The organism is Shimia sp. R9_1, from assembly GCF_017743775.1.
Classification (GTDB): Bacteria; Pseudomonadota; Alphaproteobacteria; order Rhodobacterales; family Rhodobacteraceae; genus Shimia.
Map to the genome: position 1 here is coordinate 593,718 of NZ_JAGHRN010000001.1, position 12,789 is coordinate 606,506.

Annotated in this window: 10 protein-coding genes; 5 read left to right on the forward strand and 5 right to left on the reverse strand. The window is 58.3% G+C overall.

What is annotated here, in order from left to right; translation table 11 throughout:
• Positions 1 to 128: 128 nt before the first annotated feature.
• Complete coding sequence (locus J7399_RS02810; protein WP_209084022.1) at positions 129 to 2,027, forward strand: PhoX family phosphatase; 1,899 nt, start codon at positions 129 to 131, stop codon at positions 2,025 to 2,027.
• Between the two features lie 118 nt (positions 2,028 to 2,145).
• Here the strand turns inward: J7399_RS02810 and J7399_RS02815 are convergent, their stop codons facing one another.
• The 5 genes from J7399_RS02815 to J7399_RS02835 all read right to left on the reverse strand — a co-directional run bounded on the left by J7399_RS02815 (position 2,146) and on the right by J7399_RS02835 (position 8,237).
• A complete protein-coding gene (locus tag J7399_RS02815; RefSeq protein ID WP_209084023.1) occupies positions 2,146 to 2,874 on the reverse strand; it encodes an SDR family oxidoreductase in 729 nt (242 codons plus the stop codon).
• On the reverse strand, positions 2,871 to 4,403 hold the full coding sequence (locus tag J7399_RS02820) for an AAA family ATPase (protein WP_209084024.1): 1,533 nt from the start codon (positions 4,401 to 4,403) through the stop codon (positions 2,871 to 2,873). Before J7399_RS02820 ends, J7399_RS02815 begins: the two co-directional genes overlap by 4 nt.
• 84 nt (positions 4,404 to 4,487) lie before the next feature.
• Positions 4,488 to 5,240: a VOC family protein gene (locus J7399_RS02825; RefSeq protein ID WP_209084025.1), complete on the reverse strand. Its 753-nt coding sequence runs from the start codon at positions 5,238 to 5,240 to the stop codon at positions 4,488 to 4,490.
• 179 nt (positions 5,241 to 5,419) lie between these two features.
• Complete coding sequence (gene ccrA, locus J7399_RS02830; RefSeq protein ID WP_209077822.1) at positions 5,420 to 6,706, reverse strand: crotonyl-CoA carboxylase/reductase; 1,287 nt, start codon at positions 6,704 to 6,706, stop codon at positions 5,420 to 5,422.
• Positions 6,707 to 6,857: 151 nt separating this feature from the next.
• Positions 6,858 to 8,237, reverse strand: coding sequence for a 1-acyl-sn-glycerol-3-phosphate acyltransferase (locus J7399_RS02835; RefSeq protein ID WP_209084026.1), 1,380 nt, complete (start codon positions 8,235 to 8,237; stop codon positions 6,858 to 6,860).
• A gap of 192 nt (positions 8,238 to 8,429) precedes the next feature.
• Between J7399_RS02835 and J7399_RS02840 the strand changes: the two genes are divergently transcribed.
• The 4 genes from J7399_RS02840 (at position 8,430) to J7399_RS02855 (ending at position 12,607) form a co-directional block, all read left to right on the forward strand.
• Positions 8,430 to 10,406 carry a protein meaA gene (locus J7399_RS02840; protein WP_209084027.1) on the forward strand — a complete coding sequence of 659 codons (1,977 nt, stop codon included), beginning with the start codon at positions 8,430 to 8,432 and terminating at the stop codon, positions 10,404 to 10,406.
• A gap of 181 nt (positions 10,407 to 10,587) precedes the next feature.
• Positions 10,588 to 10,902 carry an H-NS histone family protein gene (locus tag J7399_RS02845; RefSeq protein WP_209061427.1) on the forward strand — a complete coding sequence of 105 codons (315 nt, stop codon included), beginning with the start codon at positions 10,588 to 10,590 and terminating at the stop codon, positions 10,900 to 10,902.
• 215 nt (positions 10,903 to 11,117) lie between these two features.
• On the forward strand, positions 11,118 to 11,822 hold the full coding sequence (gene deoD, locus J7399_RS02850) for a purine-nucleoside phosphorylase (protein WP_209084028.1): 705 nt from the start codon (positions 11,118 to 11,120) through the stop codon (positions 11,820 to 11,822).
• 119 nt (positions 11,823 to 11,941) lie between these two features.
• Entirely contained in the window at positions 11,942 to 12,607 is a 666-nt protein-coding gene (locus tag J7399_RS02855; RefSeq protein WP_209084030.1) for an alpha/beta fold hydrolase, read from the forward strand.
• The last annotated feature ends 182 nt before the right edge of the window (positions 12,608 to 12,789 follow it).

The following is a 12,789-nucleotide window of genomic DNA, read 5'->3' on the forward strand; positions in this document are numbered from 1 at the left end:
GGAAATCTACGTCAGCCGCACTGTCATAAAGATGAGTATTTCTTGTCACAAAACTGAATCGGACGCATCCTAGCTTCTTTACCTAGTATTAACTTGGGGTGCGCCCCAGCCAGCTTAAGGAGCCAGCCATGTCCCACGATGACCTGTCGTTTGACGAGATTGACGAACTGATTTCCCCTCGCGCCGAAGAAACTGATTTTGATCGCGTGGTCGAAAGCGCCCTGTCTCGCCGTGGCTTTCTTGGCGGCGTGATGACCTTTGGTCTGGGCTCCTTCCTTGTCGGCACCACCGCTCTGACCCGCGATGCACAAGCTGGCGGCCATGGCCACGCTGACCGCTTCGGCTTCCACCAAATCCCTGCCAATTCGGAAGACACGATCACCGTGCCCGAAGGTTTTGAGTGGGAACAGGTTGTCACATGGGGTGATCCGCTTTTCAGCAGCACCCCGGCGTTTGACGAAGCCACCCGTGGCACCGCCGCCTCTCAGGCCGGTGCCTTTGGCGACAACAACGATGGCATGGCCTTCTTCACCAAAGGTGGCCGTCATGTGATGGCGATCAACAATGAATATACCAACCGCAAGATCCTCTGGGGCAACAACCCGGACGGCGCGTGGGTCACGGATGACGATGTTGAAAAAGGCATGATGGCCCATGGTGTGTCTATAGTCGAAGTGGCGCGCGGGGATGATGGCAAATGGCAAGTTGTGATCGACAGCGACCTGAACCGCCGCGTGACACCGCAAACCGATATGGAGATCACCGGCCCCGCAGCAGGCCATGACCTCATGAAAACCACCGCCGATCCAACCGGCACCACCTGCAAAGGCACTTGGAACAACTGCGGCAACGGCGAAACCCCTTGGGGCACCTATCTGGCCTGCGAAGAAAACTTCAACGGTTACTTCTCCGCAGAAGATGAGGCCCATGAGGTCAGCGCAGAGCTCAAGCGCTACGGTGTCTCTTCCAAAGACTGGGGCTATGGCTGGGCCAAAGTCGATCCGCGCTTTGATGTCGCCAAAGATCCAAATGAACCCAACCGCGCAGGCTATGTCGTGGAAATCGACCCGTTCGACCCAACCTCAACCCCGAAGAAGCGCACCGCGCTTGGCCGTTTCAAACATGAAAACGCCGCCGTGGTTGTTGCCGCCAATGGCAAGGTAGTCGTCTATATGGGCGATGATGAACGCGGCGAGTTCCTCTATAAATTTGTCTCCGAAGGCACCTATTCCGGCGTAGGCGACAACTCGGATCTTCTGGAAAGCGGCGATCTCTACGTGGCCAAATTCCACGATGACATGCGCGGCGAATGGCTGGCGCTGACACCGGAAACCACCGGCATGACCGAGGCGGAAATCCGCATTCACACCCGTCAGGCCGCCTCCAAAGTGGGTGCCACCACCATGGATCGCCCGGAATGGGTCGCGGTGAACCCCACCAAGACCGAGGCCTATGTCGCCCTCACGAACAACAAGAACCGCGGCGTGAAGCCCAATGCAGGTGGCGATGACACCTCCGCAAACGGCCCCAACCCCCGCGTCGAGAACCACTATGGCCAAATCGCGCGCTGGATGGCGGATGATGAGAACCACACATCCACCGGCTTCAGCTGGAACCTGTTCGCGCTTGCGGGCAACCCGGATGTTCACAGCGATGCATATGCAGGCAGCGAGAACATCAATGCCGGAAATATGTTCAACTCTCCGGATGGCATGGCATTTGACAGCACCGGCCTGTTGTGGATCCAGACCGACGGCAACTATTCTAATGCCGAAGACTTTGCGGGCATGGGCAACAACCAGATGCTCGCAGGCGACACCGTAACCGGCGAAATCCGCCGCTTCCTGGTGGGGCCAAAAGAATGCGAAGTCACCGGCGTGTGCTGGTCCCCGGACCGCCGCACCATGTTTGTCGGAATTCAGCATCCTGGCGAGCGCGGCGACTCTCACTTCCCTGACGGCGGCACCTCTGTGCCACGGTCCGGTGTATTTGCAGTCCGTCGCACCGACGGCGGCCTGATCGGATAACGACGACGCCTATTCTGACTACCAAAACGCTTTTTAGCACCAAAACATTCGCCCCCGATCTCACTTTGGTCGGGGGCTTTCCTATTTGGCTGCGGTGAGCGCGAAAGCGGCGGCGATGTCAGCCGCGGCCGATATAGGGCATTTTGGTCGCCATAACGGTCATGAACTGCACATTTGCGCTCAGGGGCAGCTCCGCCATATGCAACACCGATTTGGCGGCATCTTCCACATCCATCGATGGATTGGGCGTTTTGCCCTCCGCAATCAATCGCTCGTTGATGCCCGTCACCATATCGGTGGCGGCGTTACCAATATCAATTTGCCCGCAAGCCACATCATAGGCGCGCCCATCCAGCGACAGGCTCCGCGTAAGCCCCGTAATCGCGTGTTTGGTCAACGTGTAACACACCGAACCTTCGCGCGGCACATGCGCGGCCAGCGACCCGTTGTTGATGATCCGCCCGCCCTGCGGCGACTGACGCCGCATCTGCGCAAAGGCAAGTTTCGCGGCAATGAACATGCCACGCACGTTCACATCAAGCACCTGATCAAACCCACCAAGATCAATTTCATCAATCGGCCCCACGGGGCCAAACATACCGGCGTTGTTGAACAATGCATCAAGGCGCTCGGTGCGGGCGACAAACCGAGCAAAAGCGCTTTCCATGGCTGCCGCATCGGTCACATCTGCCACCAGCGGCACCGCAGTGTCATAGGTGCTGGCCAGCTCCTGTAGCCTGTCTTCGCTGCGGGCCAAAACACCCACGCGCCAGCCCGCCTTCAGGAACACTTCTGCCGTCGCGCGCCCGATCCCCTGGCTTGCGCCGGTCACAATGATGCTCTTCATGCGCTCTCCTCCTGCGCTTCTAACGTCAATGGGGCTGGCGCGGTGATCAGATCATCTACCCGCAGCCCGTCTGATGGTTTGGCCAACCGGTTGCGCACCACCCAATAGAGGCGCTCGCTGGCCCGCGTGATCGCCACATAGGCCAACCGCTTCCACAAAGGCTGCCCCGCCTCCATCCGGTTCATCCGCGCCGCCACAAACAAATCCGGCGCAAACACCTGCACATTCTCCCACTGAGAACCCTGCGCCTTGTGAATGGTCACCGCTGCCCCGTGCAGAAAGGTTGCTCCCATGCGCGCCGCATAAGGAATAAACGGCTCTTCCTCCTCCGGCGCCTCGATCTTTACAATCGAGGCCGCCGAGACCCGCGGATCTTCTGCGCCCATCACATGCAGCCGAGAAAAGCCCGGCTTGCGCCCCGGCCCGAGATAGATCACCTGCGCGCCTTTGATCAGCCCCCGCGCCTCCAGATCCAGCCGCTTCTTACGGTGCTTAAGCGGCAGCTCGATCCCGTCACAAATCAGCGGCTCTCCCTCAAGCAGTTCATCTTCTGGTGCCCCATGCACATGGCGAAACGCGTGGATCAGCCGAATGCGCGTCGCATTGCGCCACACCAGAACCGGGCTGCGCGCCATCAGGTCCACTTCAACCCGTTGCGCATACTGCACCCGATCATCCTTACGCGCGGTTTCTTCCACCATGCGCTCAAAGTCGTGAAACGCCATCTGCGGGTCGGCCAAAGCATGGGCCAGATCAAGGATCGGGTTGTCCGCCTCCTGACGGTGAATGCGTTCCAGATTATAGACCGATGGCGCAGGCAGCTTATCAAACACCATCGCGCCGGATTGGTTGACCGGTGCCAGCTGCGCAGGATCGCCAAACAGCAGCAGCGTGGAGAAAATCTCTTTCAGGTCATCAAACTGCTTGTCATCGAGCATCGAGCTTTCATCGATAAAGCCAATATCCAACGGCTCATCGCGCCGCTTCCAGCCGGTGATAAAATCACTGCCCCGCAGCCCCGCAGCCGCCAGCGCGCCGGGAATGGATTTATGCACCTTGTAGAACTCCAAGGCACGGTCCAGCGCCTCATCGGTAAGGCCCTCAATCTCTGGGCGTTCGCCGTTCTCGGCCAGCCACTCCGCAATCTTCTCATATTCAGGATCATAGACTGGAGTGTAGATGATGCGGTGAATGGTGGTCGCAGGCACCCCACGCATCCGAAGCACACTGGCCGCCTTGTTGGTCGGCGCCAAAACCGCCAGCGTCCGGCGATCTTTCTTCTTTTTGCCCTCAAAATCACCGGAAACGATATCTACGCCGGCCTCTTCCAGCGCCTTCACAAGCTCCGAAAGCAACAAGGTTTTACCGGATCCGGCCTTGCCAGTCACAGCCGCGATGGCCTGTTTGCCTTCAGTAGGTGGGCTCAACAGCCCCTCGTCCAGATCCACCCCCAGCCCTTTGAGCAGGGTGGAAATATTGTCAAAGGCGTCAGCCTGATCATGGCTGAAAGTGATGGATGTACTGCTCATGGCGCGACCCTATAGCGGGCAGCCCGCAGGAGCCAGCAGCTTTCGCTCACCACCACCCGCCAGGCGCGCAATCTCTGCGCTGCTCTATCTCGCCCATCGTATTTTCAAACGCCCCAGATCCTCAAAACCCGCATCCGCATCAGAGGCAATCGACACCCCCACATAGCCACCCTCGCCCTCCTCCGGCACCCGCACCGTCTCAACCGCAGCCACATGTTGCAGTTCAAGCACCGTATAAGGGCGCTGATAGGTCCACATGCGATTGGCCACCGCCAGCAGATCCGCTTCCGGCGGCTGCTCTTCTGTGAAGGCATAAAAATGCAGGGTAAAGCCGTAGTCCGTCAGCGGTTGCACCGACAATTTGCGCATCCCCCAGCGCAGAAGTGTGGGCTCCACTGCTTCAAGATCCGCGATCCGCAAGGTCACAAGACTCAGATGTGCCCCGCCACCCAATAGTGCAGCATCACTGGAAACCGATCCCCGCGCGCCTTTGAAGGCATGATCAATCAGCTCAATTGAAAACCCTTCAGGGTCCGCAAAATGCGCAAGATAGCCGACATCTTCAAATTGGTGCGGCTCAGAGACCGCAACACCAGCCTTGGTCAGTTGCGCGCAGGCCAGCTCAATATCCGGCACCGAAAGCGCGATTTTCCAGTAGAGGTCGCTGCGCGTGGCCTGATAGCCCTCGTGCGCCTGCTCAAAAACCAGCGCCGCTTCATCGCCGCCATAGCCGATACGCCCAGCACCCAGATCCCGCATGCCCAGCACGTCGCAATAAAACTGCTTTTGCCGGTCCGGATCCAAGACCCGCAAAGTCACTGTGTCTAGTTTTGCCATGGCCATCCCCCCTCTTGATCTAGATCCCTAACGCCCCAGCCCCCAATGGACCACCCCGTTGGGTGCGCAATCTCTGCGCACCACACCACGCACAAGCTGTCCAAAGAAACAAAAAACCCCCGAACCATCTCTGATCCGGGGGCAGGAGGAAAACGGGGGAAACCGTTTGACCAATCTTGTTACTTGCCAGCCTCAAGCACGTCTTCCAGCGTGCGCAGACCGGTCTTGGGCGCCTGCACCAGCACCGACATGTTGCCCGGCTTGTGCTCGTTGCGCAGCATCTTCATGTGCGCGTCGGGCAGCTCTGCCCATGGGAACACTTCGGACATGCACGGATCCAGACGACGCTCCACCATCAGTTGGTTGGCAGCGGAGGCCTGCTTCAGGTGCGCAAAGTGGGAGCCCTGCAGACGCTTCTGGTGCATCCACATGTAGCGCACATCAAAGGTACAGTTGAAACCGGAGGTACCGGCGCAGATCACAACCATGCCGCCCTTTTTCACCACAAAGGTGGACACAGGGAAGGTGCTTTCGCCGGGGTGTTCAAACACCATATCGACGTTCACGCCTTTGCCGGTGATGTCCCAGATGGCTTTGCCGAACTTGCGCGCCTCTTTGAACCACTCGGCATATTCCGGCGTGTTCACTGTCGGCAGCTGCCCCCAGCAGTTGAAGTCTTTACGGTTGAGCACACCTTTGGCACCGAGGCTCATGACAAAGTCACGCTTGCTCTCGTCAGAGATCACACCAATGGCGTTGGCCCCTGCGGTGTTGATCAGCTGGATCGCATATGAACCCAGACCACCGGACGCGCCCCAAACCAGCACGTTCTGACCCGGCTTCAGGTCATGCGGCTCGTGACCAAACAGCATACGGTAAGCGGTTGCCAGCGTTAGCGTGTAGCACGCGCTCTCTTCCCAGGTCAGGTGCTTGGGGCGTGGCATCAACTGCTGTGCTTGCACCCGTGTGAACTGGGAGAAAGACCCATCTGGTGTCTCATAGCCCCAGATGCGCTGGCTGTCGGAATACATCGGATCGCCACCGTTGCAGTGCTCGTCGTCGCCGTCATCCTGGTTGCAGTGGATCACAACTTCGTCGCCAACTTTCCAGCGCTTCACCTTGTCACCCACGGCCCAAACGATGCCGGACGCATCAGAACCCGCAATGTGGTAAGGCTGCTTGTGCACATCAAACATGGACACAGGCACACCGAGGCCCGCCCAAACACCGTTGTAGTTCACACCGGCGGCCATCACCAAAACCAGCACCTCGTGGCTGTCGAGCGTTGGTACGTCGACAACTTCCTGAAGCATCGCCTTGTCCGGCTCGCCCTGACGCTCACGACGGATGGCCCAAGCATACATCTGCTTTGGGACGTGCCCCATGGGAGGCATTTCACCAACCTCATAGAGGTCCTTCTTGGGCGCATCGTAGGTCAAAATGCTGTTTTCGGTATCCAGAGCCATTTTCGCCTCCTGTTTGGTCATATTGCCGCGATGCAGAATCGCGTTTCTACCACCGAGATACCGGCGGCAAAGTAACATTGCAACCATCTCTGGCTGCTTTTTGTAATTTTATGACCCAGCAGCTGCAGCATTTCACGCTGCATATGCGAAATTAATTCAATAGGTGACGCACTGAATTGGCATAGAATGCCAGCTCATCATCTTGATTTTCTTCCCTAAAGTAGCGGTCACCCTCTTGGGCGATCATCCGGCGGCCCACCAAAATACGCAGTCCGGTTTCCGTTGCGTCCTCATCTCCGGCGTCTTGCGCCCCTTCCGAAGCGTCACCCAGCCGGGCCATATGGCCATCATACACCATTTTGACCTCATCGAGGGTCAACGGCGCCTCAGCGTCCTGCAAAATCGCGGCCACCAGCGGCACAGACAGCACAGGCACCACCGCGTTGATGCGCTCCATCAGCTCCAAAGACAGCGGTTCAGCAAGGTCTTCATTCTCTTGCCGTGCCTGCCCCGCGACAAACTCCGTCAGCGACAGCGGATGGCCAAACCGCACCCCAGCCGTGCCAAACTTGCGGTAGCGCCCGACGAAGCGCAGCAGGATCTGCTTCATAAAAAAGCCGAGGATCACGCTGATGCGCGCGCGGAACCCTTTCCCCCCGCGCGCCTTGGCTTCCAGCAATATGCGATCTTCCAGCACACGGTCGTAGTTCAGGGCCACCGGTACAAACACCACATCATGCCCCTGCTCCTCAAAACCATCAAAGGCATCCGTGATATATTTGAGCAGCCCGCGTTTCGGCTCCTGCGGCGCGCCATCAAGGCTCAACCGACCTTCCGGGAACATGGCCTGTGTCACCCCGGCCTCGGTGGCCAGCCGCACATAGGCTGCCAGAACCCGGCGATAGAGATCACTTTGTGACCGTCGCCGGATAAAGTAGGCCCCCATCGCCCGGATCAGACGGCTCAGCGGCCACACACGCGCCCATTCCCCGACCGCATAGGTCAGCGCCGACCGTCGCGCCGCCAGATAAGTCACAAGCACATAATCCATGTTGCTGCGATGGTTCATCACAAAGACCACCGTGGCATCTTTGGGCAGCGCATTAATGGCAGCCTCATCGGCAAAGCCCACACGCACATGATACAGAGCGCGGCTGAAGAAACGCGTCAGGCGAATAGCGATCCCAAAATACATGGTCGCCGAGAAAGAGGGCACAATCTCCCGCGCATACCGGCGGGCCTCCTCAAAGGCCACAGCGTCGGGAATGCCTTTCTCACGGGCATATTCCGACACCGCCCGTGTGACGTCCGGCTGATAAATCAGCCGCTGGATCATGTCATGGCGCTGCGCCAGCTTGAACGGCTCAATCGGTCGCTGCAGGCGCTCGTTCAACTGCGCCACAGCCCGCTCCATCCGCCGCCGGAAAAACCAGCGCACAGAGGGAAAAAGCAAATGGCTCGCGGCTGTTACAATCGCAAACAGCAGGATCAGCACAAACAGCCAGAGAGGGAGTTCTACGGTCGATGTCATGGCGCGGAGTCTGTCAACTGCGTCTGCTGAGGTAAACAGGTATCTCTGCATGCCCGCTTCCGCCTGCTGGAATGACGGGACGTATTTGCCGCAATGCAGCGAATTGACTTGCGCATGATGTTTCGCATATCTACGCTCAAACGCAAGATTATTGCCGAGCCCTGTCTTGGCCGCCGAACAGAGGGAAGCCCCATGTCGCAGACGCAGCAAACCCCGACCAAAGACCGTCCCTGGTTGATTCGGACCTATGCCGGTCATTCCACCGCCAAAGCCTCAAACGCGCTCTACCGCTCCAACCTGGAAAAGGGTCAGACCGGCCTGTCCGTGGCTTTCGATCTCCCGACCCAGACCGGTTATGACAGCGACCACGTTCTGTCGCGTGGCGAAGTTGGCAAAGTGGGCGTGCCTGTGTGTCACCTTGGCGACATGCGCACTCTGTTTGACCAGATCCCGCTCGAGCAGATGAACACCTCCATGACGATCAACGCCACCGCGCCATGGTTGTTGTCGCTCTATATTGCAGTTGCCGAAGAACAGGGCGCTGACGTCACCAAGCTACAAGGCACGGTGCAAAACGACCTGATCAAGGAATACCTGTCGCGCGGCACCTATATCTGTCCGCCCGAGCCCAGCCTGAAGATGATCGCGGATGTGGCGGAATACTGCTACACCAATGTGCCCAAGTGGAACCCGATGAACGTCTGTTCCTACCACTTGCAGGAAGCAGGTGCGACGCCAGAGCAGGAGCTGGCCTTTGCGCTCGCCACCGCGATCGCCGTGCTTGATGCCCTTAAGCCCCGCGTTCCCGAAGAAGATTTCCCGCGCCTCTGCGGCCGTATCTCCTTCTTTGTGAATGCCGGCATCCGCTTTGTCACCGAGATGTGCAAAATGCGCGCCTTTGTGGATCTCTGGGATGAAATTCTGGTTGAGCGTTATGGTGTGACCGATCCTAAATCCCGCCGCTTCCGCTACGGGGTGCAGGTGAACTCTCTCGGGCTGACCGAGCAGCAGCCTGAAAACAACGTCTACCGCATTCTGATCGAAATGCTGGCGGTAACTTTGTCGAAGAAAGCCCGTGCCCGCGCGGTGCAATTGCCCGCGTGGAACGAGGCCCTCGGCCTTCCCCGTCCTTGGGATCAGCAATGGTCCATGCGCATGCAGCAGATCATGGCCTTTGAAACCGACCTGCTGGAATATGACGACCTGTTTGACGGCAACCCCGCAGTGGACGCCAAAGTCGAAGAGCTCAAGGCAGGTGCCCGCAGCGAGCTGGCCAACCTCGGCAGCATGGGCGGTGCCATCGGTGCCATCGACTACATGAAATCCCGCCTTGTGGACAGCAACGCCGACCGCCTCAACCGTATCGAGGCTGGCGAAACCGTTGTGGTCGGGGTGAACAAATTCCAGAAGGGCGAGCCATCGCCGCTGATGACCGGCGATGGCGGCATCATGGTGGTGGACCCCGCTGTGGAGCAGGATCAAATCGGACGTCTGAACGAGTGGCGCGCCACCCGCGATCAGGCCGCCGTGGAAAAAGCCCTGAAAGATCTGCGTGAAGCAGCGGCCAGCGGAGCCAATGTGATGCCAGCTTCAATTGCGGCCGCCAAAGCCGGTGTCACAACCGGCGAGTGGGCCGCGCAAATGCGCGTTGTGCACGGCGAATACCGCGGCCCAACCGGGGTATCCGGCGCGCCGTCCAACAAAACCGAAGGGTTGGATGACATCCGGGATGCCGTGGATACGGTTTCCGACCGTCTGGGCCGCCGCCTGAAGTTTGTTATTGGCAAACCGGGCCTTGACGGTCACTCCAATGGCGCCGAGCAAATCGCCTTCCGCGCACGCGATTGCGGCATGGACATCACCTATGACGGCATCCGCCTGACCCCGGAGGAGATCGTGGCCAAGGCACTTGAAGACGAGGCGCATGTTGTCGGGCTCTCTATTCTGTCAGGCTCGCACATCCCGCTGGTCGAAGACCTCATGGCGCGCATGTCTGCCGCCGGTCTTGCCGACACGCCCGTGATCGTTGGTGGCATCATTCCGGATGACGACGCAGAACGCCTGCGGGCGATGGGCGTGGCGCGGGTTTACACCCCGAAAGACTTCGAACTGAACACCATCATGCGCGATATCGTAACCTTGGCAGCCCCGGAGTCTGCAGCCGCATAAGAAATCGCGCCTCAACTCTTCATTGAGAAAGAAACAGATTTAAGCGGGAAAGAAATACTCTTTCCCGCAACTAATTCGTGCAATTTCTCAGAATATCACCCGGTTAATAGATATTACACTTGCAATCTCTATACAGCATCGGCGAAAAGTCGCCACCACCACATGAATAGAGACTACACAAATGAACTTGGAAGAATTGTCCCGCGACGCACTTATTGACCTGCGCGCGCAAATTGACATTCAACTGGAGAAGCGCGAAGCACAGCGCAAAACCGACGCGCTGAAAGCTGTCGAAGAAGCTGCCGAAAAGTATGGCTTCTCTCTGGAAGAACTGGCAACTGCGACCGGCAAGAAAAAGAACGGCTTTATGAAAGGCGTGCCGAAATACGCGCACCCCGAGGACAAGACCCAAACCTGGACTGGTAAAGGCCGCAAGCCAAAATGGTTTGATCAGGCTCTGGCTGCAGGCATCACGCCTGATCAAATGGAAGTCTGATCGACGACTTTCGGTTCAGAGACGACCGCTTTTGAAAGCCGGGACCTCCGCAGACACCTGACAAAGGTTGATCTGACAGAGGTCCCGGCTTTATTGCTTTCAATTAAGCACTTTCCCTGAATTCCGTCTTGATGTTGCCCACGCGGTTGCGCATCAAGGCTCTTTATTGACAGCGACCGCTATGCCGTCGCTTTGATGCTTGAAAGGATACCTGCATGACCGTCCATATCGGCGCCCAGCCCGGAGATATTGCTGAAACAGTGCTGCTGCCTGGCGACCCGTATCGCGCCAAATGGGCTGCAGAAAACTTCCTGAGTGACGTGAAGCTCATCAACGAAGTGCGCGGCATGCTGGGCTTCACCGGCACGTGGAAAGGCAATCGCGTCACCATCCACGGCTCCGGCATGGGCATGCCCTCCCTGTCAATCTACGCCAATGAGCTGATGAAAGATTATGGCGCTCAGACCCTGATCCGCATCGGCTCCTGTGGCGGCATGCAGGAAAGCGTGCAAGTGCGTGATGTCATCATCGCCATGACAGCCACCTCGCTCTCCACCCCGTCGCGCGGCATCTTCAAAGAGATCAACTTTGCCCCCTGTGCAGACTACGGCCTTCTGCGTGCTGCGGCGGATGCAGCCACCGCCAAAGGCACCCCTACCCATGTGGGCGGCATCTACAGCTCCGATGTGTTTTATGACGAACGCCCTGATCTGAACGAGCAGATGACACGCCACGGCATCCTTGGCGTCGAAATGGAGGCGGCAGAGCTTTATAATCTTGCGGCCCGCCATGGCCGCCGCGCTCTGGCGGTACTCACCGTGTCCGACCACCTGCTGACCGGCGAAGCCCTGCCTTCCGAGGATCGCGAGAAGAGCTTTGGCGATATGGTGGAAATCGCACTGGAAGCGGCTTTCGCCTAAAGTCTGCATATTTGACCGGGGGCGCGGCTGCGTCCCCGCGTCCTCCTTGCGACCCGCGCTCTGACATGCCACACACATCCCAGAACAAAGCCCCTTCTGAGATCACATAAGGCCATGACATGACGCGCGTATTGCAAACCCTCCGCAAAGAACCCGCCTCCGGCGAAACCCGTTCCGCGGTGATTTTCCTGCATGGCTATGGTGCCAATGGCGCCGATCTGATGGGGTTGGCAGATCCGCTGGCGGAACACCTCCCTGACACGCTGTTCCTTTCGCCTGACGCGCCCGAAGAAATTCCTGGCATGCCTATGGGCCGTCAGTGGTTCCCCATTCCGTGGATTGACGGTTCCTCGGAAGAAGAAAGCGAACGCGGCATGATGGCAGCGGTCGATGATCTGAATGCCTTTCTGGATGCCGTGATGGTGGACGAAGATCTGCTGCCGGAGCAGGTTGTGCTGCTGGGCTTCTCCCAGGGCACCATGATGAGCCTGCACGTTGCGCCGCGTCGCGAAGATCCGGTCGCAGGTGTGGTGGCCTTTTCCGGCCGCCTGCTGCAGCCCGATTTGCTCAAGGACGAAGCGATCAGCAAACCACCGGTCCTGCTTATTCACGGAGACCAGGACGATGTGGTGCCGCCGCAATCCCTTCCTGAAGCCGCTGAGGCGCTTCAAGAAGCCGGTTTTACAGATGTCTACGCCCATATCATGAAAGGCACCGCCCACGGCATCGCGCCAGATGGTCTCGGCGTCGCCCTCGCCTTCATGCGGGACAAATTGGGGCTTTAAAAGCCATCCATCTCGGCTCCGAGTAGAATGCAAACCATCACGTTTTTGTTATTACCAAAGGGACCGGGATAAAAACTCACCTCAAGAAGAAAACTCTTTAAAAAGTTCAACTCTGAATTTTATTCTGCAAATTGCTGGTTGAGTGCACCCGCATTAATGCGGCCGATGCCCCAAGGCCACGC